This is a genomic window from Kribbella sp. NPDC023855 (genome assembly GCF_040639475.1).
GTDB lineage: Bacteria > Actinomycetota > Actinomycetes > Propionibacteriales > Kribbellaceae > Kribbella.
Map to the genome: position 1 here is coordinate 411,873 of NZ_JBFAAA010000004.1, position 26,161 is coordinate 438,033.

The window sequence follows — 26,161 nt, forward strand, 5'->3', positions numbered from 1 at the left end:
TTTGCGGGTAGGCGGGCGATCCGCCAGCAACACGTAAGCAAACAAAGCCCAAGCCTTACGCCCCCGAGGCGCCCGAGCTCCGCCCCCGTGCTCAACCGACGGCGCCAACACCCGGATCGCCCCCATGGCCGTCACCCCCTCCCGCCAGTGTGAACCCACGCACGTCCTCCCGCGAGCCTCCACCCCGGCCCCGGCAGCACCGGCCGGCCCTCATGCCGCCCGGCCCCACGGCACCAGCCAATGCTTCAGCGTCTGATGCCTACTGCTTCGAGGTACTCGGCCGGGGCGGCCACGGTGCCGTCGTCGGCTTGGTTGTGGGTGCGGGGGACCTCCGCGAGGTCGGCTGCGAAGGAGGTGAGGTCGTCGCCGGAGAGGGTCCCCGCGAGACGAGTGATCGGGCCGTAGTACTGCTGGAACCACTCGGAGAAGTGCTCCGCGGACAGGTACCGGAACACGTAGTGGCGCTTGGTCAGGCTCACCCACTCGACCCTGTCCCCGAACAGCCCGGACAGGTGCTCCTCATCGCCCCACAGGGTGGCCGGCTGTACTCCGGCCGGCGGGGGAGCCCACTTGCCGACCGTCCGGAACAGGTCGCCGATCATGCCGCTCGGCGTCCAGCTGGCCAGCGCGATCTTGCCGCCGGGCTTCGTCACCCGCACGAGCTCGTCCGCGGCGCGTTGATGGTTCGGTGCGAACATCACGCCGACCGTGCTCGTCACCAGATCGAACCCGGCGTCCGGCACCGGCAGCTTCTCCGCGTCGCCCTCCAAGAAGGTGACCGGCAGATGCTCGGCAGCCGCCCGCTCCCGCCCCTGCTCCAGCAGGTTGACCGCGTAGTCGACCCCGGTCGCATCAGCGAACCGCCGCGCCGCCGCCATCGCCACATTCCCTTGTCCACATGCCACATCCAGGACACTCTGACCTGCCCGCACATCGGCCGCCTCGACGAGCAGCTCGGCGATGATCTGCAACGTGTTGCCGACCCGCGGATAGTCCCCGGTCTCCCAGCCGGCCCGCTGCTTGGCCTTGATCGCGTCGAAGTCGATCGCCGCACCCGTCGTTTCCGTACTCATGTGTTTCCCCCTCGAACGAACCCGCGCCCCCCAGCAACGCCACCACCGTGGTGTCACCCCGATCAGACCGCGTCCACGTGTGACAAGACGTGTGACGACCTGTGCTCAACCACTGAATCCAGCACAACGCTTTCGTTGTCAGAGGTTGGTATATCCACGGAGCAGCGCATTCAGCGCACTCGCTTAGGTTTCAGTGCAAAGTCTTTACAACGTTGTCATCGCTACTTATAGTCCGAGAAACGTTTCCATGAGTGACGTACCCGCCCGGTCAGGACTCGGATCGAAGGGAAACCATCGTGAACGATGCGCCGCGCCCCCAGTTCGAAGACGTCGCCGACGTCGTCCGCCACCAGTTGAACAGCCCCCTGACCCGACGCCTCGTGGTGGGCGGAGGCGCGGCCACGCTGGCCGGCTTCCTGGCCGCGTGTTCCGGTAACGGCGGCTCGTACTCCGACAAGCCCGCGAACAACAAACCCGCCGCCACCAAGTCGATCCAGATCGGCAAGGCGAACATCCCGACGCCGCGCGACCAGACGGTGATCGTCGGCCAGGTCGAGTACACGGTGTTCGACAGCTTCAACGGGATGATCCCGAACGGCTCGCCCGGCGGTGCCGGCGTGGAGCTGGCCACCGAGCCGTTGTTCTTCCTGAGTTTCGCCACCGGCAAGCTGACGCCGTGGCTGGCGACGGAGTACAGCTACAACAGCGACCACACCGAGCTGACCCTGAAGTTCGATCCGAAGGCCCACTGGAACGACGGCAAGCCGCTGGGCGCGAAGGACTTCCGGTTCACCGTGATGATGCTGAAGGACCGGCCCGACCTGTTCGGCGGTGGCGGTGAGCTGAAGGAGTTCGTGCAGAGCGTCGAGGTCCCCGACGACCACACCGCGGTGGTCAAGCTGCTCAAGCCGACGCCGCGGCTGCACTACAACTTCATCGCGGCGATCTCCGGCGCGCCGATCAACGTGATGCCCGAACACGTCTGGAAGGCGCAGGACCCGACGAAGTACAAGGACAACCCGCCGGTCCGGTCCGGCCCGTACAAGCTGAAGCAGGCGATCCGGAACCAGAAGATGTTCGTCTGGGAGAAGGACCCGAACTACTGGAACAAGGACAAGCTCGACGTCAAACCGCAGTACGTGATCTTCCAGAGCATGTCGAAGCAGGGTGACCAGGCGTCGCTGGCGTTCGAGCGGGCCGAGTTCGACGTCGGCTCGATCGACGCGCAGCACGCCAAGCAGCTGAGCAACGCCGGCTACCCGAACCTGCAGACCACCCAGTTCCACGACCCGAACCCGCGCGTCATGTGGCTGAACTGCGACCCGGCCCGCGGCGTGATGGCCGAGCCCAAGATGCACTGGGCGATCAACTACTGCCTGGACCGGGAGAAGATCGGCAAGTCGGTCTGGCAGGTCGAGGTACCGCCCGCGATCTACCCGTGGGCCGACTACCCGACCAACGACAAGTGGAAGAACGACGAGCTCGCGAACAAGTACAAGTTCGAGTACAGCCTGGAGAAGGCGACCGCGCTGCTGGACGAGATCTGCCCGAAGAACTCCGCCGGCAAGCGGATGTACAAGGGCAAGGAGGTCAACCTCGAGATCATCACCCCGGCGCAGAAGGACAAGGACGAGTACGCCATCGCGAACGTGCTGGTGACCGACCTGGCCAAGGTCGGCGTACCGGCCACCTTGCGGAGCCTGTCCGGCAGCGTGCACAGCGAGAAGTTCGAGCGCGGTGAGTACGACATCGACTCCAGCTGGGCCGGGTTCGCGATCGACCCGGAGCAGCTGTACACGGACTGGGAGAGCAGCCGGGCGCGGCCTATCGGCAAGAACGCCGCGGGCAAGAACAAGATGCGCTTCCGGGATCCGAAGTTCGACGAGATCTCGCAGAAGCTGGCCGGGATGGACCCGAACAGTGAGGAAGCCAAACCGCTGCTCGACCAGGCGCTGGAGATCTACTTCCAGAAGCTCCCGCTGCTGCCGGTGATCCAGACCGGCTACCCGCAGTTCTTCAACACCGCCTTCTGGACCGGCTGGCCGACCGATGACGACCTGTACGAGGTGCCGCTGAACTGGTGGCCGCACTTCACCTTCGTGCTCGCCAGGATCAAGGCCACCGGGCAGAAAGGGCCGGCGTGACCGCTGAGGCGCCGCCGGTAGTTGCCGTGGACAAGGAACAGGTGTCCGCACCCCGACCCGGGGTGCGCGCCTGGCTGTCCCGGCATCCGCTCGCGGCGTACGCGATCCGCCGGCTCGGGCTGTACGTGGTGGAGCTGTGGGGCGCGCTCACCATCGCGTTCTTCTTCTTCCGGCTGATGCCCGGCGACCCGATCAACACGCTGATCCAGAGCCTGCAGCAGAACTACATCTACAACCAGCAGGCCAGTGCCGAGATCATCGCCCGGTACCAGCACGAGTTCGGGCTCGAGGGCAACCTGTTCTCGCAGTACCTGAAGTACATGGAGAAGCTGGTCCTGCACGGCGATCTCGGGCCATCGCTGATCAACTATCCGACGCCGGCGCAGGACGTGATCCTGCGGGCGTTGCCGTGGACGATCGGTCTGCTCGGCATCTCGGCGGTGCTCTCCTGGGTGATCGGCATCGCGGTCGGCGCGATCGCCGGCTGGCGGCGCGGCAAGCGGGGTTCGGCGATCATCACCAACCTGTCGATCGCGCTGGCCCACGTTCCGTTCTTCTTCGTCGCGCTGATCCTGGTCTACGTCTTCGCCTACACGCTCGGGGTGCTGCCCGCGCGGGCGGCGTACGACTCGAACATCAGTCCAGGGTTCAACCTGGACTTCATCGGCAGCGTGCTGAAGTACGGCCTGCTGCCCGGCCTGTCGATCGTCGGGATCGGCGCGATGGGCTGGATCCTGTCGACGCGGATGCTGATGGTGCCGGTGCTCGGCGAGGACTACCTCGTGTACGCCGAGGCGAAGGGGCTCAAGCCGTGGCGGATCCTGACCCGCTACGCGTTGCGCAACTGCTACCTGCCCCAGGTCACCGCGTTCGGGATCTCGCTCGGCTTCATCTTCAACGGCAACGTGCTGGTCGAGCAGCTGTTCAACTATCCCGGCCTCGGCACCACCCTGGTGACCGCGATCCAGCAACTCGACTTCAACACCATCCTCGGCGTCACCAACATGGCGATCTTCTCCGTCCTGACCGCGGTCCTGCTGCTGGACCTCCTGCTGCCGTTGCTTGACCCTCGGGTCAAGTACTGGAAGTAGGTCCGATGAGAATCCTCCACGCGGTACTGCGAACCGTCCGCAACAGCCGCCGTCTCGCGACCGGTCTGCTGATCATCGCCGTGATGGTTCTGCTGGCCTTGCTCAGCCCGTTGATCGTGAACGGAATCGGCGGGGGAACGGACCCGATCGAGGTGGCGGCGTACGAGAAGTGGCTGGTGCCGTCGGGTGACCACGTGCTTGGCACTGACCAGTTCGGCCGGGACGTGCTGGCGATGGTGCTGACCGCGCTGTCGGTGTCGCTGCAGATCGGCGCGATCGCCGGGATCATCTCGACCGTGGTCGGGGTGATCGTCGCGTTCGTCGCCGGCTACAAGGGCGGCTGGATCGACAACGTGCTCTCCACGTTCACCGGCATCCTGCTGGTGATCCCGACGTTCCCGTTGCTGATCGCGCTGTCGGCGTACGCGAAGAACGTGAGTCTGTTCCAGGTGGGGGTGATGATCTCGATCTTCTCCTGGCCGTTCGCGGCCAAGACGATCCGTTCCCAGGTGCTCAGCCTGCGGTCCCGCCCGTACGTCGACCTGGCCCGGGTCAGCAAGGCGCGGGACCTGGAGATCATCACCACCGAGCTGCTGCCGAACCTGCTCCCGTTCATCGGGGTCGGCTTCGCCTCGTCGGCGCTCGGCGCGATCTTCGGGCTGGTCGGCCTGGAGGTGATCGGGCTCGGGCCCGGCGGCGTGATCGACCTGGGCCAGATCATCTTCAACGCGATCAACACCGGCGCGCTGACACTGGGCGCCTGGCCGATGTTCGTCGTACCGATCGTCTTGCTGACGCTGCTGTTCGCGGCGCTGAACATGATCAACATCGGCCTCGAAGAGGTCTACAACCCACGGTTGAGAGGAGTGGCCGGTGAGTGACGAGACCGTACTGGACGTGTCCGGCCTGGAGGTCGTCTACTCGACCAGCCGTGGCGACGTGAAAGCTGTCGAACGGCTGGACCTGTCGGTCCGGCGCGGCGAGATCCTCGGCATCGCGGGGGAGTCGGGCAGCGGCAAGTCCACTCTCGCGGTGGCGTTGCTGCGGTTGCTCAAGCCGCCAGGCAAGGTGACGGCGGGCTCGGCGATCTTCCACCGCAAGGGCGGTTCACCGGTCGACCTGCTGAAGGTCCAGGGCGAGGAGCTCCGCGTACTGCGCTGGAGCGCGCTCTCCTATCTCCCACAGGGCTCGATGAACTCGCTCAATCCGGTGATGCGCGTCGAGGACCAGTTCAAGGACGTCATCCTGGAGCACGCACCGGAACGCAAGGAAGCTCTCTCCGAGCTGGTCATCCGGCTCCTCGACCAGGTCGGCCTGGAACCGCGGGTGGCCCGGATGTACCCGCACGAACTGTCCGGCGGGATGAAACAGCGCGTGCTGATGGCGATCTGCGTCGCCCTCGAACCCGACCTGGTCATCGCCGACGAACCGACCACCGCGCTGGACGTGACGATCCAGCGAGTGATCCTGCAGAGCCTGGCCGACCTGCGGCGCGACTTCGGCGTCACTCTCATGGTGATCTCGCACGACATGGGTGTGCACGCCCAGCTGGTCGACCGGGTCGCGGTGATGTATGAGGGCCGGCTGGTCGAGGTCGGCGACGTACACCAGGTCTTCAAGGATCCGCGGCACGACTACACCCGCCAGTTGATCGACTCGATCCCACGACTCGGAAGGAGGGCGTCATGACGGATGGCAAGGTGATCGAACTGCGCGGCGTCCAGCAGCGCTTCCACGCCCGCGGCACGGCCGACGGCTACCTGACCGCCGTCGCCGACGCCACCTTCCGGCTGGACGCGGAGCCGCCGCAGGTGGTCAGCCTGGTCGGCCAGAGCGGCAGCGGCAAGAGCACGATCGCGCGCAACGTGCTCGGCCTGCAGAAGCCGACCGCCGGCACGATCACGTACGGCGGCAAGGACATCTTCAAGCTCAACCGCGCCGAGTACGACGAGTACCGCCGCAACGTGCAGCCGGTCTTCCAGGACCCGTACTCGATCTTCAACCCGTTCTACCGCGTCGACCGGGTGCTGTGGAAGGCGGTCAAGAAGTTCTCTCTGGCCACCACCCGGGAGGCCGGCCAGAGCCTGATCGAGGAGTCGCTGCAAGCGGTCAGCCTCGACCCCGGCCGGGTCCTCGGCCGGTACCCGCACCAGTTGTCCGGTGGCCAGCGGCAACGGATCATGCTGGCCCGGATCCACATGCTCCGCCCGGCTTTCGTGATCGCCGACGAACCCGTCTCCATGCTCGACGCGCAGATCCGGAAGCTGTTCCTGGACATCCTGCTGGACTTCCAGCGCGAGCACGGCATGACGACGTTGTTCATCACCCATGACCTGTCCACCGTCTACTACCTCGGTGGACAGGTCATGGTGATCACCCAGGGCGAGATCGTCGAACGCGGGCCGGTGACCGAGGTGATGCACACCCCGAGCCACCCCTACACCCGCCTGTTGCTCGACTCCATCCCGCAACCGGACCCGGACGCCCGCTGGACCAACCGCATCACCATCCACGAATCCGGCGCCACCCCACCCACCGACACCGCGGAAGAAGCCACCCCGATCATCTAGTGCGGCGGAGGGAGCCGAAACCGGCCAGCGCGGTGAGTACGCCGAGCAGGCCGAGGGCGGTGATCAGGACGAAGGCGGTGTGGAAGCCGGCCAGCCCGGAGCCGGTCACCAGTACGGTCGCGACGACGGCGACTCCGGCGGCGCCGCCGATCTCGCGCATGGTCTCCACCAGGCCGGAGGCCAGACCAGCGGCCGACTCGGGCACGCCGGATAGCGCGCCGATCTGCAAGGCGGGCCCGCAGAGCCCGAAGCCGACTCCGGCGAGCAGGAAGGCCGGCAGCAGATCGGTGACGTAGTCGGCCTCCGCGGGCACCCGCGCCAGCCAGACTGCCCCGACGGAGACCAGCGACAGTCCGATGACCAGCACCCAGCGGATCCCGACCAGCGGAATGAGCCGGGCTCCGTTCATCGCCACGACGACAACGGTGACCGTCGTGGCAAGCCAGGACAGTCCGGTCCGCGTCGGCGAGAAGCCCAGAACCTGCTGCATCAACAGGGAACCGATAAAGATGTAGGACAGCAGAGTGGCGAACGCGAGGAAGGCGGTGAGGTTGGCGGCGACCAGCGTCCGGTTCCTCAGTGTCGACGGCGGGATGAGCGGGGCGGCAGAGCGTGCCTCGATCAGAACAAAAGCCCCAAGGAGTACGGCGGACACCGCGAACAAACCCAGAGCCGTGCCGGTCAGCCAGCCGTGGCCGGCAGCATGCTGTAGTGCGTAGACGAACGCCAGGAGACCGGCCGTGACGGTGGTGGCACCGGCGGTGTCGAGCCGGGTGGTGCGGTCGACCGCACGATCCCTGGGCAGGAACGCGGTGGCGAGCACGATGACCACCACGCCGATCGGGACGTTGATGAAGAAGGCCCATCGCCAGCCCGGGCCGGCCGTGAGCAGCCCGCTGGCGACCACACCGATCGAGCCGGCCGCGCCACCGACGGCTCCGAACAGCCCCAGGGCGCGGTTGCGCTCCGCGCCTTCGGTGAAGGTGACGGCCAGCAAGGACAGCGCCGCCGGTGCGACGAGCGCGGCTCCGAAACCCTGAAGCCCGCGGGCCGCGATCAGCAGGCCCGCCTCCGAGGTGGCGCCGGCCAGGAGTGAGGCTAGCGAAAAGATGACGAACCCGGCGAGGAACACCCGTCGGCGTCCCAGGTAGTCGGTCATCCTGCCGCCGAAGAGCAGGAAGCCGCCGAGCAGCAGGCCGTACGCGACGACCACCCACTGCACCGTCGCGTGGCTGACCCCCAGCTCGTGCTGGATCGAGGGCACCGCCACGTTCACGATGGCAGTGTCGAGGCCCACCACCCCCTGCGCGGTACAGGCCAGTGCGAGCACCAGCCCGCGCCGAGCAGGTCGCGCGGGCGTTCTCTGGTCGACTGCTCCGGGCTCGAGGTCACAGCGTGACATGAGTCGTTACCTCCGTTTGGTCGGTTGTGCCCGACCGACGAAGACGACGACGCCAGATCGACATCCGCCAGAAAAAACTTCAGAGCTCGTCGAGCCGCCCGGCCAGGTACCGGCGTTCCGCGTCAGTCGGAGCCAGCTCGAGCGCCTCCGCGTACGCCGCCTTCGCATCGCCCACCCGGCCGGCTCGCCTGAGCAGGTCGGCCTTGGTCGCGGGCAGCAGGTAATAGCCGGCGAGTCGGCCCGACGCTGTCAGCTCATCGACCAATGCCAGGCCGGCCGGGATACCTTCCGACATCGCGATCGCCACGGCGCGGTTCAGCTCCACCACCGGTGACGGCGCCAGCCACGCCAGCTCGGCGTACAGGCCGGCGATCTGGCGCCAGTCGGTGCGTTCGCTGTCCAGGGCGGTGGCGTGGCAGGCGGCGATCGCGGCCTGCACCTGGTACGGGCCGGGCCGCCGCATGGCCATCGCCTGACCCAGTACGGCGACACCTTCGTCGATCAGGCCGCGATCCCACTTCGACCGGTCCTGGTGCTCCAGCGTGACCAAGGTGCCTTCCTCGATCCGCGAGGTACGCCGAGCCTCGTGCAGCAGCATCAGCGCGAGCAGGCCCGCAGGTTCGGGCTCCTGTGGCATCAGCCGGACCAGGACGCGGGCGAGGTGGATCGCCTCGGCGGTCAGCGCCCGGCGTCCTTCCTGTTCGTCGTAGCCCTCGTTGAAGATCAGATAGAGCACCCCGAGTACGGCGGCCAGCCGTTGCGGCAGCCGGTCGGCGGGCGGGACGCGGTACGGGATGCCTGCCTCGGTGATCTTGCGCTTCGCGCGGACCAGGCGTTGCGCCATCGTGGTCTCGGCGGTCAGGAAGGCCTTGGCGATCTCGGCCGTGCTGAGGCCGGCGAGCGTCCGCAGGGTCAGCGCGACCCTGGCCTCGAACGGCAGCGCCGGATGGCAACAGGTGAAGATCAGCCGCAACCTGTCGTCGGGAATCTCGTCCATGGCCGGGTCGTCCTGCTCCCGCGCCAGTACTGCGAGCTGCCGCAGCTTGGCGCGACCGACCGCGTCCCGGCGCAACCGGTCGGTCGCGCGGTGCCGCGCGGTGGTGGTCAGCCAGGCACCGGGTCGACTCGGAATGCCGTCGCGCGGCCAGGTCGCGAGCGCCGCCTCGAATGCCTCCTGAGTGCAGTCCTCGGCGAGATCCCAGTCCTGGGTCTGCCCGACCAGGGTCGCGAAGACCTGCCCCCACTCCTCCCGGTACGCCGCGCCGACGGCCTCCCGGACGGCGTCGTGGGTTGCGGTCACTCCCAGACCGGGCGGATCTCGATGCACCCGCGCGCCGCGTAGGGGTGGCCGGCGGCGATCTCGATCGCCTGGTCGAGATCGGTGGCCTCGATCACCGACACCCCGCCGATGAAGTCCTTGGTCTCGGCGAACGGCCCGTCGGTGGCCAGCGTCTCGCCGTCACGGACGCGCACCGTGGTGGCGTCGGCGACCGGCCGCAGCCGGGCCCCGAAGAGTTCGCCGCGGCGCTCGTCCAGCGCGGCCTTCCAGGCCCGGTGCACGGGATCGGCGGCCATTTCCTCCTGGCTGGGCGACCCGTTCTCGTCGTCACAGATCAGCAACACGTATCTCATAACCGCGAGTCTGCCACCCGGTGGTGCCCGGGCCGAGCGTGGTATCGATTCCATAACCGTTCGCGGCGAGAGGTTGCCGACGGCATCGGAGAGGTTGCCGGATGCAAGCGGATTCGGGGCGGGACGGCGATTCCTCGGGGTGCTCGGTGGATTGTTTCGGGGGTTTGGAAGGTTTGGAAAAACTTGCAGGTGTGCTCATCTTGACGCGTGGGGTGAGGGCTCGGTTACGGTTTGTGATGTAGCGGTCGACACGGTGGGACACAGGGCGAACTGGGCGCCAGGCAGTCTGTGATCCGGCCGGAGCCCTGGGGGGCAGTCGGCCGATCGGATCCAGCGGAGCTGGGTCAGCCAATCCATCGAACAGGTGCCGTGTGCACCTGTGCCCGAAACCCGAGCCCGTCCACCCGCCGGCCGAACACCCCTGCCCGGACACCCGTGCCCGGCAGGGCCGCGACGACCGCCCGTGCCTCGGGCGCAACAACGTGAACCGCGAACGAATGGTGGTGGGTAGTGTGACTTTGACCGAGCCGGCCTCGCAGGATGTCAACGCCGACGAACAACGGCCTCAGTTGAGCCTGGGAACCGCGGCCGCACGCAACCTGGCGACGACGACCAAGTCCGAGCCGCAGATGCAGGGCATCACCTCGCGCTGGCTGCTGAAGCTGCTGCCCTGGGTGGAGGCCAAGGGTGGCGCCTACCGGGTGAACCGGCGGCTCAGCTACGCCGTCGGCGACGGGCGGGTCACCTTCACCACCACGGGTTCCGAAGTACGGGTGATTCCGCAGGAGCTGTGCGAGCTGGCGCTGCTGCGCAGCTACGACGACGTCGAGGTGCTGACCGCACTGGCCGACCGGTTCGTCCAGCAGGAGTTCCGGCCCGGTGACGTGATCGTCGAGCGCGGCCGCCCGGCCGACCAGATCTGCCTGATCGCGCACGGCAAGGTGGACAAGATCGGCGTCGGCAAGTACGGCGACGAGACGGTGCTGGAGACCCTGATCGACGGCGACCACTTCACCTACCGGGCGATCCTGGAGTCCGACGACTTCTGGGAGTTCACCGTCAAGGCGATCACGCCGTGCACGCTGCTCACCCTGTCGCAGGAGTCGTTCGAGGAGCTGGTCGGCCGGTCCGACAGCCTGCGCCAGCACATCGAGCAGTTCCGCCGCAGCCCCGAGCGCGCCGAGAACGAGTTCGGCGAGGCGGCCATCGAGATGGCGGCCGGTCACCAGGGCGAGGCCGAGCTGCCCGGCACGTACGTCGACTACGAGACGACCCCGCGCGAGTACGAGCTGAGCGTCGCCCAGACCGTCCTGCGGGTTCACACCCGGGTAGCAGATCTCTACAACCACCCGATGGACCAGACCGAGCAGCAGTTGCGGCTGACCATCGAGGCGCTGCGCGAGCGGCAAGAGCACGAGATGGTCAACAACCGCGACTTCGGCCTGCTGCACAACGCCGATCTGAGCATGCGGATCCCGACCCGCAGCGGCCCGCCGACGCCGGGCGACCTGGACGAGCTGCTCAGCCTGGTCTGGAAGGAGCCGGCCTTCTTCCTGGCCCATCCGCGCTCGATCGCCGCGTTCGGCCGGGAGTGCACGAAGGCCGGTGTCTACCCCGACAGCATCGACGTCGGCGGTCACCGGCTGCCCGCCTGGCGCGGCGTACCGATCTTCCCGTGCAACAAGCTCGGGATCAGCGACACCCGGACCAGCTCGATCATGCTGATGCGCACGGGGGAGGACAGCCAGGGCGTGATCGGTCTGCACCAGACCGGCCTGCCCGACGAGTACGAGCCCGGGCTGTCCGTGCGCTTCATGAACATCAGCGAGAAGGCGATCATCAACTACCTGGTCAGCGCCTACTACTCGACCGCGGTCCTGGTCCCGGACGCTCTCGCCATTCTCGAAGGCGTAGAGATCGGCCGGGAAGGCTAGACCATGGCGCAGCCCTACCAGCTGCCCGACTTCTACGTGCCCTACCCGGCCAGGATCAACCCGAACCTGGAAGGGGCCCGGGCGCACAGCAAGGCCTGGGCCTACCAGTTCGACATGATCGACGTTCCCCAGCAGGGCAAGGCGATCTGGGACGAGCACGACTTCGACTCGCACGACTACGCGTTGCTGTGTGCCTACACCCATCCCGACGCGACCGGTCCGGCGCTGGACCTGGTGACGGACTGGTACGTCTGGGTGTTCTACTTCGACGACCACTTCCTCGAGCTCTACAAGAAGACCCGGGACCTGGCCGGCGCGAAGGCCTACCTCGACCGCTTGCCGGCCTTCATGCCGGTCGAAGGCCCCATCACCGCGACGCCAGAGAATCCGGTCGAGCGCGGCCTGGTCGACCTCTGGAACCGAACGATTCCGTCGATGTCACCCGGCTGGCGCAAACGCTTCGTCGGTACGACGGAAGCGCTGCTGGCCGAGTCGCTGTGGGAACTCACCAACATCAGCGCCGGTCGGATCGCGAACCCGATCGAGTACGTCGAGATGCGCCGCAAGGTCGGTGGCGCGCCCTGGTCGGCGAACCTGGTCGAGTACGCCGTGAATGCGGAGGTCCCGGTCGAGATCGCCGGGACCCGGGCGATGCAAGTGCTCAGCGACACGTTCTCCGACGCGGTCCATCTGCGCAACGACCTGTTCTCCTACCAGCGCGAGGTGGAGACCGAGGGCGAGGTGAACAACGGCGTCCTGGTGGTGGAGCGCTTTCTCGGGTGCAGCCCGCAGGAGGCCGCCGAGCTGGTGAACGACATCCTCACCTCGCGGCTGCACCAGTTCGAGAACACCGCGGTCACCGAGATTCCGCCGTTGCTGGCGGAGAACGTGGTCGGCCCGCAAGGCCAACTCGACGTCCTCAACTACGTGAAAGGCCTGCAGGACTGGCAGTCCGGCGGTCACGAGTGGCATCTGCGGTCCAGTCGCTACATGAACAACGGCGGCAAGGCCGCGCTGGGTGGACCGACCGGGTTGGGGACAGCCGCCTCGCGCATCCTGTCGTCGCTGGTCGCCACCGCGCCGTACCGGATCAGGAGCCACAGTTTTGTCCCGCACCGGGCGGTGGGGGAGACGCCGCGACCGGACTTCTACTTGCCTTACGCACCTAAACGCAGCCCGCATCTCGACGCAGCACGCGAGCACGTGCGGGAGTGGTGCGCGGAGATGGGCATGCTCGACGGCGTGGTCTGGGATGCCGACTACCTGGAAGCCAACGATCTTCCCTTGTGTGCGGCCGGAATTCACCCCGACGCATCGCCGGAGGGGTTGAACCTGTCGTCGGACTGGCTGGCCTGGGGTACCTACGCCGACGACTACTACCCGATCGTCTTCGGACGGACCCGGGACATGACCGGGGCCAAGGCGACGACGAAGAGGTTGTCGGACTTGATGCCGATCGAAGGACCGGCGGCCACGCTGCCGGTCACCTCGTTGGAGCGCTCGCTGGCCGACCTGTGGGTCAGGACGGCCGGGCCGATGAGTATCGAGCACCGGCGGGACTTCAAGCACGCGGTCGACACGATGACGGAGAGCTGGCTGTGGGAGCTGGCCAACCAGTTCCAGAACCGGATCCCCGACCCGGTCGACTACCTCGAGATGCGCCGGCGGACGTTCGGCTCAGATCTCACCATGAGTCTGTGCCGGATCGGGCACGGTCGCACGGTGCCGCCGGAGATCTACCGGTCCCGGCCGATCCGGGCGATGGAGAACGCCGCCGCCGACTACGCCTGCCTGCTGAACGACGTCTTCTCGTACCAGAAGGAGATCCAGTTCGAGGGCGAGTTCCACAACATGATCCTGGTCGTGCAGAACTTCCTCGGCTGCGACCGCGACCGGGCACTCGGCCTCGTGAATGACCTGATGACGGCGCGGATGCAGCAGTTCGAGCACCTGGTGGCGGTGGATCTACCGGCCCTGTTCACCGACTTCGGTCTGGACGACGAGGTCCGGCGCACCCTCACCGGGTACGCCGAGGAACTGCAGAACTGGATGTCCGGAATCTTGGTCTGGCACGCCGGCGTCGATCGGTACAAGGAAGCCGCGTTGCTGAGCCGGGCAGGCGAACCGGCCAGGCCGCTGCGAGTTCTGGGTGGTGCCACCGGTCTGGGCACCTCCGCGGCTCGTCTCCCCAGACCACGGCAGCTCGTTGGCGCACAACGATTGGACGGTGCATTGTGACGGCGATCGATCAGGAAAAGCCGCAGCTGAGTCTCGGGACCGAGGCCGCCAGGCAGTTGGCGACCACCACCAAGTCGGTCCCGCAGATGCAGGGCATCTCGCCTCGGTGGCTGCTCAGGATGCTGCCATGGGTCGAGACCCAGGGCGGCGCGTACCGGGTCAACCGCCGGACCACCTTCGCGGTCGGCGACGGCCGGCTGAGCTTCTCGGCGACAGGTGCCGACGTCCGGGTGATCCCGGCCGAGCTGACCGAGCTGCCGCCGTTGCGGGACTTCGCCGACGACGACGTACTGACTGCGATGGCGGATCGGTTCTACCAGCAGGAGTACCAGCCGGGTGACGTGATCGCGGAGTTCGGCAGCCGGGTCGACGACGTCGTACTGATTGCCCACGGCAAGGTGAGCAAGATCGGCACCGGTCCGTACGGCGACGACACCGACCTCGGGACAGTTGCCGATGGCGACTATCTCGGCGAGGGACTGCTCACCGAGCCACCGGAGAATCTCTGGGAGTTCACCGCCAAGGCGCTGACCCAGTGCACGGTGCTGAAGCTGCATCGCAACGACTTCAACAACCTGGCGGAGCAGTCCGAGGCGCTGCGGAATCACCTCGACGAGTTCCGGCAGCGGCCACGGCCGCCGCAGAACAAGAACGGGGAGGCGGCCATCGAGGTCGCTTCCGGTCACGCCGGTGAGGACGAGCTGCCCGGGACGTACGTGGACTACGACCCGGCACCGCGCGAGTACGAGTTGAGCGTGGCGCAGACGATCCTGCGGGTCCAGACCAGGGTCGCCGATCTCTACAACCAGCCGATGAACCAGACCGAGCAGCAGTTGCGGCTGACCATCGAGGCGTTGCGGGAGCGGCAGGAGTCCGAGCTGATCAACAACCGCGACTTCGGGCTGCTGCACAACGCGGACTTCAGCCAATGCATCTACACCCGGACCGGTCCGCCGACCCCGGACGACTTCGACGAGTTGCTGACCCGGCGCCGCAAACCACGGCTCCTGCTCGCGCATCCGCGCGCCATCGCGGCGTTCGGCCGGGAATGCACCCGCCGGCACGTGATGCCCGAGACGGTCGAGGTCGAGGGCCGCCGGGTGAACGCGTGGCGCGGCGTACCGCTGCTGCCCTGCAACAAGATCCCGATCACCGACACCAACACCACCTCGGTGCTGGTACTGCGGACCGGGCTCGAGGACGAAGGCGTCATCGGCCTGCGGCAGACCGGCCTGCCGGACGAGGTCGAGCCCGGTCTGAACGCCCGGTTCATGGGCATCAACGATCGCGCTGTCACCTCTTATCTGGTGAGCACCTACTACTCGGTGGCCGTGCTCGTCCCGGACGCGCTCGGCGTTCTGGAAAACGTCGAACTCGGTGGATGAGGAGCAATGTCATGTCCACTCTCCAAGAGGCGAGTCAAGCCGCCGGTGCCGGCCGGTCTGCTCAGCAACTCCTGGCCTGGAGTCGCGACCAGGTCGAACCCGCACTCCGTGCGGCCGTCGCCGGTATGCCGCTGGCCACTCAGCGGATCACCAACTACCACTTCGGCTGGGAGGACGAGGAGGGAGCTCCAACCCGTGCCGACGGCGGCAAGGCCCTCCGCCCGGCGCTGGTTCTGCTGGCTGCGGAGGCCGTTGGCGGTACTGCGGAAGCTGCGGTTCCCGCCGCTGTAGCGGTGGAGCTGGTGCACAACTTCTCCCTGCTGCACGACGACGTGATGGATTGCGACCTGACCCGTAGGCACCGGGCGACCGCGTGGTCGGTGTTCGGTCTAGGGCCGGCGATCCTGGCCGGCGACGCGTTGCTCAGCCTGGCGTTCGACGTACTGGTTGACAGTGGCAACGAACGGGCGGGGGACGCGGCCCGGATGCTCGGTTCGGCGGTGCAGGAACTGGTGGACGGGCAGTTGTCGGACTCGTCGTTCGAGACCCGCGACGATGTGGTCCTGTCGGAGTGCGTCCGGATGGCTCAGCTCAAGACGGGCGCGTTGCTCGGGTGCTCGACGGCACTCGGCGCGCTCTTCGGCGGCGGCCGGGCCGAGCAGATCGACCACCTCCGGCTGTACGGCGAGGACCTCGGGCTCGCCTACCAGTACGTCGACGACCTGTTGGGGATCTGGGGAGACCCGAAGGTCACCGGCAAGCCCGTGCACTCGGACCTGCGCCGGCGCAAGAAGTCGCTGCCCGCGATCGCTGCGCTCATGTCCGGTACGGAGGCCGGTCGCGAGCTGGCAACCATGTACCGCCGCAAGGACGAGCTGTCGGATGCCGAACTGACGCAGGCGGCGGACCTGATCGAGACGACCGGAGCGAGGGAGCAGAGCCAGCTGCAGGCGGACGCTCTGCTGTCCGCGGCCTTGGGGGAACTGGCCTCGGCCCGCGCGGTCCAGCCGGCCGCGGGCGAGCTGGAACGACTGGCCAGGTTGGCCACGCGCCGCGATCACTGAAGGGGGAATCGATGACGACACGCACCATCCTGCTGGCTTCGCCGCGCTCGTTCTGCGCCGGGGTCGAGCGGGCCATCGAAGTGGTCGAGCAGCTGCTCGAGCGGCGCGGCCGTCCGATCTACGTGCGCAAGCAGATCGTGCACAACACTCACGTCGTCGCGGAGCTGGACAGCCGCGGTGCCGTCTTCGTCGACGAGCTGGACGCCGTACCGGAGGGAGCGACGGTCGTCTTCTCAGCCCATGGCGTCTCGCCGGCGGTCCGGGAGGAGGCGGACCGACGTGGCCTGGACGTGATCGACGCGACCTGCCCGCTCGTCACGAAGGTCCACGCCGAGGCACGCCGGTACGCCGCCCGCGGCGACACGGTGGTCCTGATCGGGCACGCGGGACATGAAGAGGTCGAGGGAACGATGGGGGAGGCGCTGAACCGGACGGTGCTGGTGGAGACCGTCGAGGACGTCGCCCGGCTGGAGGTCGAGGATCCGTCCCGGGTCTCCTACCTCACCCAGACCACCTTGGCGGTGGACGAGACGACCGCCATTCTCGATGCCTTGCGCAACAAGTTCCCGGGGTTGCGCGGACCGGAGGCGGCCGACATCTGTTACGCGACCACGAACCGCCAGGAGGCGCTGGCGGCGATCGCGGACGAGTCGGATCTGGTCCTGGTGGTCGGTTCCACCAACTCCTCCAACTCACGCCGGCTGGTCGAGCTGGCAGTTAAGCGCGGTACCCCGGCCCACCTGATTGACGACGCCTCGGACATCGACGCCCACTGGCTCGACGGCGTCCAGGTGATCGGCCTGACCGCAGGCGCGTCGGCGCCACCGCGACTGGTCGACGAAGTGATCGCCTGGTTGCGCGAGTTCGGGCCGCTCGAGGTGGTCGAACGCGAGCTGACCCGAGAGACAATCCATTTCACCCTCCCGTCCACCGTGCGACAGCCATGACGGCCGCCAACCCGGCTCCGTCGCGCTCCGCTCTCCCGATCCAGCTCGGCATGCCTGCTGCGCCCGCACCGCGACGCAGGTCGCGCTCCCTGACGGTCGGTAGCGTGCCGGTCGGCGGCGGAGCCGCAGTGTCTGTGCAGTCGATGACGACGACGCCTACTGCTGACGTGGAGGCGACTCTGCGGCAGATTGCTGAGTTGACTGCCGCGGGGTGTCAGATCGTGCGGGTGGCGGTGCCGTCGCAGGACGATGCGGATGCGCTGCCGGCGATCGCGTCGAAGTCGGGGATCCCGGTGATCGCCGACATCCACTTCCAGCCGAAGTACGTGTTCGCCGCGATCGAGGCGGGCTGCGCGGCGGTCCGGGTGAACCCGGGCAACATCCGCAAGTTCGACGACCAGGTCAAGGAGATCGCGCGGACGGCCGGCGACGCGGGGGTGCCGATCCGGATCGGGGTGAACGCGGGCTCACTCGACCAGCGGCTGTTGGCGAAGTACGGCAGAGCGACGCCCGCGGCGCTGGTGGAGTCGGCGCTGTGGGAGTGCTCGCTGTTCGAGGAGCACGGGTTCACCGAGCTGAAGATCTCGGTGAAACACCACGACCCGCTGGTGATGATGGCCGCCTACCGCGAACTAGCGAAGCGGTGCGACTATCCGTTGCATCTCGGCGTGACCGAGGCCGGCCCGTTGATGCAGGGCACGATCAAGTCGGCTGTCGCGTTCGGCGTGCTGCTGGCCGAGGGGATCGGCGACACCATCCGCGTCTCGCTGTCGGCGCCTCCGGTCGAGGAGGTCAAGGTCGGGATCGGAATCCTGGAGTCGCTCGGGTTGCGGCCGCGCCGGCTGGAGATCGTCTCCTGCCCGTCGTGCGGCCGGGCACAGGTGGACGTCTACAAGCTCGCCGAGCAGGTGACCGCCGCGTTCGAGGGATTCCCGGTGCCGTTGCGGGTGGCGGTGATGGGGTGCGTGGTCAACGGTCCCGGCGAGGCCCGCGAGGCCGATCTCGGGGTGTCGTCGGGTAACGGCAAGGGCCAGATCTTCGTGAAGGGCGAGATCGTCCGGACCGTACCGGAGAGCCAGATCGTCGAGGCGCTGCTCGAAGAGGCGATGAGCCACGAGTGGCCGGGGGCAAGTGAGGGGGATGTATGAGTCTGGTTGTCAGTGGGCTGTTCTGGGTCATCGGGGTGATGGTGGTGACCGCGGTGCTGGCGTTCGTCCTGCGCCGGGCGCGGCAGCGAGTCGGCCGGGAGGCGAACAACGAGGTCGCCGGCCAGGTGTTCACGGTGGTCGGTGGTGTGAACGTGGTGATCGCCGCCTTCGTGCTGATCTCGCTGTTCGACGCGATGGACAAGGCACAGGACACGTCGTACGACGAGGCGAACGCGCTGGTCGCGGTGCAGTGGGCGAGCGAGTCGCTGGCCGAGCCGGAGCGGTCCAAGGTGCAGCAGCTCACCAGGTCCTACGCGACCGTCGTGTCCGAGCAGGAGTGGCCGGACCTGCAGGCGGGCCGGCCGGTCCATCCCGAGGGGTGGGAGTTGCTGACCAATCTGCAGTCGACGATCGAGCACGCGAAGACGACGACAGAGCGCCAGGAGAACAGCCGGGTCGACGCGGCCGCGCAGATCTGGAACGTCTACCAGGCCAGGCAGGTCCGGCTGAACTCGAGCGGTAGCGGGGTCAGCGGCGTCGTCTGGTTCGCGATCCTGGTCGGCAGTGTGATGTCGGTGGCGCTGATGTTCCTGTTCGGCGGGCCGGGCGTCTACTCGTACTCGATCATCGTGTCGATGCTGTCGGGGGCGATCGGCCTGCTGCTGTTCGCGATCTACCAGCTGCAGAACCCGTTCAGCGGCGGCGCGAGCGTCGGACCGGACGCGTTCGTGTCCGCCTTGGCCAGACTCGGCAGCGGCGGTTGACGGTGAACCGCTCAAAAACCCATCCAGTACTGCGTTCCTCGGCCGCCTTCGTCTTGGCCGGCGTCAGCCCCGTGCTGGCTGCCGACCCGTCGGAGGCAGCCACCGACTGTTCGATGCTGCAGTTCCAAACAGCGGGGCATCACTCGCTGTCGCGGTTGGCGCGAATCGACTTGCCGTCGGGCCGGAGTACTGACCTCGGGCGGCTCGACTACCAGATCAACGCGGCCGGGTACTCGAAGGATCAGGACCTCGTCTACGGGATCGCCTCCCGCGACAAGTCCGGGTGGTTGCGGCGCCGGCCGGTCCTGGTGACCGTCGACCGCCGCGGCGCTGTCAACGAGCTCGGTCCGGTGAGGGTCGGTGTCGGTGGGGTCGCCGACCCGACGGCCGGGACAGTGGCGGGGTCGCGGTTGTACCTGCGCGACAACCATCGGCTGTACACGATGGACATCGACCCGCGCAGTACGTCGTACAAGCGGGTGGTGAAGGTGGTCCGGTTGTCGCCGGTGCTGCTGACGTTGTCGGTGGACGACTTCGCGATGGATCCGCGCAGCGGGTTGCTCTACGGCATCTCCACTCTTGGCCACAAGGCGCGGATCGTCAGCCTCGATCCGCACCGAGGCACGGTGAAGATGGTCGCCGAGGTCCGGGGCGCGCCGGGCCATGACACGTACAGCTCGGTGGTGATGTCGGGCAGCAGCCTGTACGCCGTTCGCACGGGAGGCTCCCGCAGTCGCCTCTACCGGATCCGCCTGGACGGTTCGTCGACCGAGCTGGCGACCCTGCCCGCGCTCACCTCCTCCGACGCCGCCGGCTGCCTCCACCAGGCACCGCCGCCCCAACCACCTCCGCCACCCCCACCTCCTCCGCCGCCACCTCCACCACCGACGCAGCCGCCTCCGCCACCGACGCAGCCACCTCCGCCACCGCCGTCGACGCCGCGGCCCACGCCGACTCCGGCGACCCCCGCACCGACTCTCAGACCGCCGAGGCGAACCCCCGCCGTCACACCCAAACCCACGCCGACGCCCACCCCGACGAGACGTCCTTCGGCGCGCCCGACCCCCACACCCACCCGCGCGGTCGAACTCCCGCCACCGCCACCACCCCCAACTCCCACGCCGACTCCTAAACCCCCTGCGTCGACACCTGCCGAGATCACCATCGCCCGGCAGACGGCAACCAGCCCGGAACCTCCTGACCACACGGTCCAGGTCCTCCGTCGCTGGTCCCTCGCCACCCTCCTGATGGTTCTCGCCGGAGGTGCCGCGATGGCAGCCCAACGCCGAATGCGCCGATGAAGCTGGTGGGCAGAGACCAGGAGCTGCGCGTACTGCGAAACGCGGTGCGCGCCGCTCCGGGCGTGGTGCTCGTGGTCGGGGAGGCCGGGGTAGGGAAGACCCGGCTGGTCACTGAGGTCCAGACGGCCCACTCGGCGCGGTGGCTGACAGGCCAGTGCCGCCCGGTCGAAGACCAGTTGCCGCTGTCCCCGGTGATCGAAGCCCTGCCCGAGCCCGTACTCCGAGCCGGCACCCGCCACGCGGTCTTCGCCTCAGTGCTCGATCAACTCGCCAACGCCGGACCGGCCGTCCTCTTGATCGAGGACCTCCACTGGGCCGATCCGGGGACCCTGCAACTGTTGCGATTCGTCGCCGGCCGTCTTCCGCGTGACCTGGTGCTGATCGGTACCTATCGCGAGGAGGACACCCAGCACGCGGGGGAGATCACCGCTTTGGCCGGCTGCGTCCCGGCCGGGACGAGAGCTACCGAGGTCCGGCTGCGGCCGCTCAAGCGAACCGGCGTACAGGATCTGGCGGCTGGGTTCCTTGGGGTGAAATCGTTGCCGCCTTCGCTGACCGGCGCTTTGATCGAGCGCACCGGCGGGCTCCCGTTCGTCATCGAGGAGCTTCTCCGTGGGGTGTCGATTGGGAAAGGCGCGATCGATACCCCGGCCATCGTGCGGGCGCTGGCCGACAAGCCGGCGCCGGTGGCCGTCCGGGCGTCGCTCACGATCCGGCTTCAGCAGGTCCCGGACTACTGCCGCGCGATGATTCGTGCTGCCGCCGTACTCGACGCGCCCGCTTCGGAGGCGCTGCTCGGCGCTGTCGCAGACGTGTCAGGCAGTCAGCGGCTGACCGCGCTGGACACCGGCATCGCGCGTGGTCTGCTCGGTGAACCGAAGCCGGGACTGTACGACCTGCGGCACACCTTGGCCCGCAGGGCGATCTACGAGACGATCCCGCCGGACGAAGTACGACGGTTGCATCGGCGGGCGGCGACTGCGCTGGCAGCCGTCGAACCTCCCGATCATGCGCAGATCGCGGAGCATTCGCGGCTGGGCGGATCGTTGCCTGACTGGATGATCCATGCCGAACTCGCGGCGGACCAGGCGCAGGCGCGTGGCGACCACGAGGCGGCCGTCGGGCAGTTGACCGAGATGTTGCAGATCGAGGCGCTGCCCTGGAGTGATCGGGCCCGGCTGGCTTTCAAGCTCGGCCAGGCCACCTCGCCTGGCGGGCACTGGCAAGATGCGGTCGCGACGATGGAGGCCGTGCTGGTGGAGTCGACGGTTGCGAGCCCGGTGCGCGGGCGGCTGCGACTGGCACTCGGGTTGCTGCTCCAGGAGCGGGCCGGGCAGATCAGTGCGGGCCGCCGCGAACTGCTAGCTGCGATCGGCGAGCTGGGCGAGGATCCGGAGTCGGCCGCTTGGGCATTGTCGGCTCTCGCTGTGCCGACTGCGGGGGTGGAGCCGATCGCCGAGCAGCGCGACTGGCTGGAACGCGCCCTGCTGCTGGTCGGCGACGGCACGGAAGGGGAGGCGCAGGCCGCAGTACGGCGGAATCAAGCGCGTTTCCGGCTGGCCTTGGGGGAGGTGGACGAGGCTGACGGGGTCGAGGTCGCGAGCGGGCTGGCGTGGTTGGGGCACGACCGGCGTAGTACGGCGTTGCTGGACCGCGCTGCGGAGACCGTGAATCCCTTCACCAGAACGGAGATCGTGGCAACGCGAGCCCGGCTGGACCTTGCCGCCGGCAACTGGGAGGGGCTCGCCGATCGGATCGCGCGAGCCCGCCAGGAAGCCGCCGCGCTCCCACTGCTGCGCGCCGAACTCGACCTGGTCGACGGCCGGCTGCGCCTGGCGCAGGGAGATGTTGCTGGCGGCAAAGAACTTCTCGAGTCGGTGCTCGCGGCAACCGAGCACGGGCCCTGGCCGGTCCGAGCGACGGCCACAGCCGCTCTCGCCCGGTACGCCGAACTGCCGGCTGCGTCGATCCAAGACTGCCTTGCGATGGTGATTCGCAAGGATGGGTGGGCGTGGGCCGGTGAGCTGATCGCGGTGGTTGTCGGGCAACGTGATGCTGCAGCGGATCGGTTGGCCGCTGAGTTTGCTGCGGCTGTGGCGAAGCGGGACGCGCCGGCCGCGGCGGCAGCGGTGTCTATGGTGCGGGCTGTGGTGGAGGATTCGGTGGAGTTGTTCGGCCTTGCGGCTGAGCAGTATCGGGTGATCGGCCGACGCTACGACGAGACCATCGCTCTGGAGGGCCGCGGCCTGCGTTTGCTCGCGGACGGTCTTCCCGACGAGTTCCTGTCGGTGGCCAACACCTACGAGGCGATGGGTGCGCGGGGCGACGCTCGCCGCTGCCGGGAGGCACTGCGGGCAGCCGGGATCGCCGTCTCGCCGAAACGCGGTCGGCGCGGCTACGGGAACGCGCTGTCGCCGCGCGAGTTGGAGGTGGCTCGGCTGGCGGCCGAAGGGCTGACCAACAGCCGGATCGCGGCGACGCTGACCTTGTCGGTCAGCACGGTGGAGGATCACTTGTCGCACGCGATGCGCAAGCTGAAGGTGCGATCGCGTCACGACCTGGCACCGCTGGTCAAGTCCTGATCCCGGCAGGGACGCCGGGACCAGGACGCGATTGTCAGGCGGTGATGATGGCCGGGTCGCTGACGCCGGCTTCGCCTGTCTCGACGTGGCCGGCGAAGCGCCGGGCGAAGGCGCTGTCGGTGTCGGCGACCACCGTGACGTCGTACCACTGCTTACTGTGATGCACGTTCAGCATGTACTGCGCACTCCGGCCCTTGAGCACCCTGAGCCGCTTGGGCCGGCCGTCGTAGGCGTTCGTCAGGGTGAAGACGACGTCCTTCGTGCTGTTGTTGGTCAGCGTGAAGTCGAGGTCGTGGGTGCTGCTGTTGTGCCGGGCGGTGACCTCGAGGCCGGTGCCGGGCTTGCCCTTGAAGCCGCGCACGAAGCCGTTCGGGCCGTGCACGGTCAGGTCGGTCACGCCACCGGAGTACGCCGTGTTCCAGGTGTCCGCGATCGTCTTGCCGGCCTCGGTCGTGTAGGTCCACGGGCCATCGGTGCGGTTCGCCGAGGTGACCAGGAAGGCCGCGCCCGCTTGGTTGCCAGAGGCAAACGTCAGCTGGTACTTGCCGGCTTGCGTGGCGCCGTCGACGTACGGTGCGTAGGGCAACGGCCGGGTCCGCCGGGATCCGCTCTCCTGGACCGGCATGGCACCGACCGCGGGCGGCGTCGGCCGGTAGTCCGGGTGCCGCTCGTGGTCCGGCGGCTGGTACGCCGAGGTGTCCGGCAACTGGCCCGGTTGGGCGCCGTCGACGCTGAAGTCGAAGGCAGAGGTGAGGTCACCACAGATGGCCCGGCGCCACGGCGAGATGTTGGGCTCGTGGACGCCGAACCTGCGCTCCATGAACTGGATGATCGACGTGTGGTCGAACACCTCGGAGCAGTTGTAGCCGCCCGTGCTCCAGGGCGACACCACGATCATCGGCACGCGCGGGCCGAGACCGTACGGGCCGGCATTGTAGCGCGTGCCCCCGGCGTACAGGTCGGGGGCGACGTCGACGGTGGACAACCCCTGTGATGCCGAGGCGGGTGGGAGCGGCGGCACGACGTGGTCGAAGAAGCCGTCGTTCTCGTCGTAGGTGATGAACAGCGCGGTCTTGCTCCAGACCTCGGGGTCGGAGGTCAGCGCGTCGAGGACCTGGGAGATGTACCAGGCGCCGTAGTTCGACGGGAAGTTGGAGTGCTCGGTGAAGGCCTCCGGGGCGGCGATCCAGGAGATCTGGGGGAGGTTGCCGCCCTGGACGTCCGCGCGGAGATGGTCGAAGAAGCCCTCGCCGGCCTTCGCGTTCGTCCCGGTCCGGGCCTTGTCGTAGAGCGGGTTGCCGGGGGAGGCGTTGCGGTAGTTGTTGAAGTACAGCAACGAGTTGTCACCGTAGTTGCCGCGGTACGCGTCCTCGATCCAGCCCCAGTGGCCGGCAGCGTTCAGGCCGTCGCCGATGTCCTGGTAGATCTTCCAGGAGACACCGGCCTTCTCCAGCCGCTCCGGGTACGTCGTCCAGCCGTAGCCGAGCTCGTCGTTGCCGAGCACCGGGCCGCCGCCGGTTCCGTCGTTGCCGGTGTAGCCGGTCCACATGTAGTAGCGGTTCGGGTCCGTCGCGCCGATGAACGAGCAGTGGTAGGCGTCGCAGACAGTGAACTTGTCGGCGAGGGCATAGTGGAAGGGGATGTCCTCGCGGGTCAGGTACGCCATCGTGGGTGGTGTCTTGGCCGGCACCCAGCGGTCGTACCTGCCGCCGTTGATGGCTGCCTGACCGTCGGGCCAGCTGTGTGCGAGTCCCTGGAGGAACTGCATGCCGAGATCGTCGGCGTCCGGATGGAACGGCAGGATGTCCTTCGTCCCGTCCGACTGGTGGAAGACCGACTTGCCGCTCGGCAGCGTCACCGGCCGCGGATCACCGAAGCCGCGGACTCCCCGCAGGGCGCCGAAGTAGTGGTCGAAGGAACGGTTCTCCTGCATGAGCACGACGATGTGCTCGACATCCTCGATGCTGCCGCTGCGGCGGCTGGCCGGGATCGCGGCGGCCTGCTCGATCGTGCTCGACATCGCCGCGAGGGCGGCACTGCCCCCGGCGAGCTGCAGGAACCGGCGGCGGTTGAGTTCTGGCATGGGCGGATTCTCCTCGTCGGGCGGAACGGGAACGAGAACAACAGGTGGCAGAACTGTGAAGAAACTTGCGCGTAAATTGTCGGTTTCAAACCGTAACGGACGGAGTTAACGTTTGAACAGGGTCTGGTACGTCGCCTACGGCTCGAACCTGGCGAGCGACCGCTTCCGCTGCTACCTCGCCGGTGGCCGCCCCGCCGGCGGTATGCGCGACTACAGCGGCTGCCGCGATCCTGACGAGCCGGTGGGTGTCGCCAGCCTGGAGATCGACGGCGGACTCGTCTTCTCCGGCGAGTCAAAGGTCTGGACCGGCGGCAGCGCCTTCTACGACCCGTACGCCGCTACGCGGGTGGCCGCCCGCGCGTACCTGATCACCGCCGGCCAGTTCGCCGACGTGGTCGCCCAGGAGATGCGCCGCCCGCCCGGCGGGGAGTTTGCTCTTGAGGTCAGCGCTGCCGCGGGCACCGTCGAGACAGCCCATGTCCTGGGCCCCGGCCGCTACGAAACCATCACCCGCGTCGCAACGCGCGACGGCGTACCGATGCTGACCATGACCAACGGCGAGGCGGCGTCCCTCCCTCCAGCAGCCCCCAGCGCGGCGTACCTCCGCTGGATCGCAGCCGGCCTTCGCGAGGCGCATGACTGGAGCGGTGCGCGGATTGCCGAGTACCTGAGTGCTGCCCGGGGCGTGAAAGGCGCTTGGTCCCGGCGTGAGTTGGTTGCTGTGGTGGGCGCGTAGTCAGCCCTGCTGGTTATATGAAATCCATATGATATGGTTTCGGTATAACCAAGTGAGAGGTGAGGAC

At 67.8% G+C, this 26,161-nt stretch carries 20 protein-coding genes; 15 read left to right on the top strand and 5 right to left on the bottom strand.

Annotated features, from left to right (window positions below; all coding sequences use genetic code 11):
* Positions 1–245 precede the first annotated feature (245 nt).
* Complete coding sequence (locus tag AB0F51_RS17210) at positions 246–1,073, bottom strand: class I SAM-dependent methyltransferase (protein WP_360280775.1); 828 nt, start codon at positions 1,071–1,073, stop codon at positions 246–248.
* Positions 1,074–1,369: 296 nt separating this feature from the next.
* Here AB0F51_RS17210 and AB0F51_RS17215 point away from each other — a divergent pair, with 296 nt between their 5' ends.
* Genes AB0F51_RS17215 through AB0F51_RS17235 form a run of 5 tightly spaced genes read left to right on the top strand, consistent with a single transcriptional unit; the run spans position 1,370 to position 6,878 of the window.
* On the top strand, positions 1,370–3,217 hold the full coding sequence (locus AB0F51_RS17215; RefSeq protein WP_360280778.1) for an ABC transporter substrate-binding protein: 1,848 nt from the start codon (positions 1,370–1,372) through the stop codon (positions 3,215–3,217).
* Positions 3,214–4,308 (top strand): ABC transporter permease, encoded by a 1,095-nt coding sequence (locus AB0F51_RS17220; protein WP_360280781.1) that lies wholly within the window; start codon positions 3,214–3,216, stop codon positions 4,306–4,308. Before AB0F51_RS17215 ends, AB0F51_RS17220 begins: the two co-directional genes overlap by 4 nt.
* Positions 4,309–4,313: 5 nt before the next feature.
* Positions 4,314–5,189, top strand: a complete 876-nt coding sequence (locus AB0F51_RS17225) for an ABC transporter permease (RefSeq protein ID WP_360280784.1) — start codon at positions 4,314–4,316, stop codon at positions 5,187–5,189.
* Positions 5,182–5,997 carry an ABC transporter ATP-binding protein gene (locus AB0F51_RS17230; protein ID WP_360280787.1) on the top strand — a complete coding sequence of 272 codons (816 nt, stop codon included), beginning with the start codon at positions 5,182–5,184 and terminating at the stop codon, positions 5,995–5,997. The genes AB0F51_RS17225 and AB0F51_RS17230 overlap by 8 nt, the downstream gene beginning before the upstream one ends.
* Positions 5,994–6,878 carry an ATP-binding cassette domain-containing protein gene (locus AB0F51_RS17235; RefSeq protein ID WP_360280790.1) on the top strand — a complete coding sequence of 295 codons (885 nt, stop codon included), beginning with the start codon at positions 5,994–5,996 and terminating at the stop codon, positions 6,876–6,878. Before AB0F51_RS17230 ends, AB0F51_RS17235 begins: the two co-directional genes overlap by 4 nt.
* On the opposite strand, the gene AB0F51_RS17240 is transcribed toward AB0F51_RS17235, so the two are convergent.
* From AB0F51_RS17240 to AB0F51_RS17250, 3 genes are all read right to left on the bottom strand, one after another.
* The gene (locus AB0F51_RS17240; protein WP_360280793.1) at positions 6,871–8,280 is read right to left on the bottom strand and encodes an MFS transporter; all 1,410 of its coding nucleotides are present in this window, start codon (positions 8,278–8,280) and stop codon (positions 6,871–6,873) included. The genes AB0F51_RS17235 and AB0F51_RS17240 overlap by 8 nt on opposite strands.
* Before the next feature lie 79 nt (positions 8,281–8,359).
* Positions 8,360–9,580 carry a sigma-70 family RNA polymerase sigma factor gene (locus AB0F51_RS17245; protein WP_360280796.1) on the bottom strand — a complete coding sequence of 407 codons (1,221 nt, stop codon included), beginning with the start codon at positions 9,578–9,580 and terminating at the stop codon, positions 8,360–8,362.
* On the bottom strand, positions 9,577–9,912 hold the full coding sequence (locus AB0F51_RS17250; protein WP_360280799.1) for a YciI family protein: 336 nt from the start codon (positions 9,910–9,912) through the stop codon (positions 9,577–9,579). Before AB0F51_RS17250 ends, AB0F51_RS17245 begins: the two co-directional genes overlap by 4 nt.
* A gap of 512 nt (positions 9,913–10,424) precedes the next feature.
* On the opposite strand from AB0F51_RS17250, the gene AB0F51_RS17255 reads away from it, so the two are divergent.
* From AB0F51_RS17255 to AB0F51_RS17295, 9 genes are read left to right on the top strand one after another with little or no spacing between them, the layout of a single operon-like run.
* A complete protein-coding gene (locus tag AB0F51_RS17255) occupies positions 10,425–11,846 on the top strand; it encodes a family 2B encapsulin nanocompartment shell protein (protein WP_360280802.1) in 1,422 nt (473 codons plus the stop codon).
* A gap of 3 nt (positions 11,847–11,849) precedes the next feature.
* Positions 11,850–14,084: a germacradienol/geosmin synthase gene (locus tag AB0F51_RS17260; protein WP_360280805.1), complete on the top strand. Its 2,235-nt coding sequence runs from the start codon at positions 11,850–11,852 to the stop codon at positions 14,082–14,084.
* Entirely contained in the window at positions 14,081–15,469 is a 1,389-nt protein-coding gene (locus AB0F51_RS17265; protein WP_360280808.1) for a family 2B encapsulin nanocompartment shell protein, read from the top strand. Before AB0F51_RS17260 ends, AB0F51_RS17265 begins: the two co-directional genes overlap by 4 nt.
* Before the next feature lie 11 nt (positions 15,470–15,480).
* A complete protein-coding gene (locus AB0F51_RS17270; protein WP_360280811.1) occupies positions 15,481–16,533 on the top strand; it encodes a family 2 encapsulin nanocompartment cargo protein polyprenyl transferase in 1,053 nt (350 codons plus the stop codon).
* Between the two features lie 11 nt (positions 16,534–16,544).
* A complete protein-coding gene (gene ispH / locus AB0F51_RS17275) occupies positions 16,545–17,480 on the top strand; it encodes a 4-hydroxy-3-methylbut-2-enyl diphosphate reductase (protein ID WP_360280814.1) in 936 nt (311 codons plus the stop codon).
* A gap of 50 nt (positions 17,481–17,530) precedes the next feature.
* A complete protein-coding gene (ispG, locus tag AB0F51_RS17280) occupies positions 17,531–18,628 on the top strand; it encodes a flavodoxin-dependent (E)-4-hydroxy-3-methylbut-2-enyl-diphosphate synthase (RefSeq protein WP_360281558.1) in 1,098 nt (365 codons plus the stop codon).
* Positions 18,625–19,392, top strand: a complete 768-nt coding sequence (locus AB0F51_RS17285; RefSeq protein ID WP_360280817.1) for a hypothetical protein — start codon at positions 18,625–18,627, stop codon at positions 19,390–19,392. The genes ispG and AB0F51_RS17285 overlap by 4 nt, the downstream gene beginning before the upstream one ends.
* A 2-nt stretch (positions 19,393–19,394) precedes the next feature.
* Positions 19,395–20,693 (top strand): hypothetical protein, encoded by a 1,299-nt coding sequence (locus tag AB0F51_RS17290; protein ID WP_360280820.1) that lies wholly within the window; start codon positions 19,395–19,397, stop codon positions 20,691–20,693.
* Positions 20,690–23,275, top strand: coding sequence for an AAA family ATPase (locus AB0F51_RS17295; protein WP_360280823.1), 2,586 nt, complete (start codon positions 20,690–20,692; stop codon positions 23,273–23,275). Before AB0F51_RS17290 ends, AB0F51_RS17295 begins: the two co-directional genes overlap by 4 nt.
* A 34-nt stretch (positions 23,276–23,309) precedes the next feature.
* On the opposite strand, the gene AB0F51_RS17300 is transcribed toward AB0F51_RS17295, so the two are convergent.
* Positions 23,310–25,358, bottom strand: a complete 2,049-nt coding sequence (locus AB0F51_RS17300) for a phosphocholine-specific phospholipase C (protein ID WP_360280826.1) — start codon at positions 25,356–25,358, stop codon at positions 23,310–23,312.
* Between the two features lie 112 nt (positions 25,359–25,470).
* Between AB0F51_RS17300 and AB0F51_RS17305 the strand changes: the two genes are divergently transcribed.
* Complete coding sequence (locus AB0F51_RS17305; RefSeq protein ID WP_360280829.1) at positions 25,471–26,094, top strand: histone deacetylase; 624 nt, start codon at positions 25,471–25,473, stop codon at positions 26,092–26,094.
* The last annotated feature ends 67 nt before the right edge of the window (positions 26,095–26,161 follow it).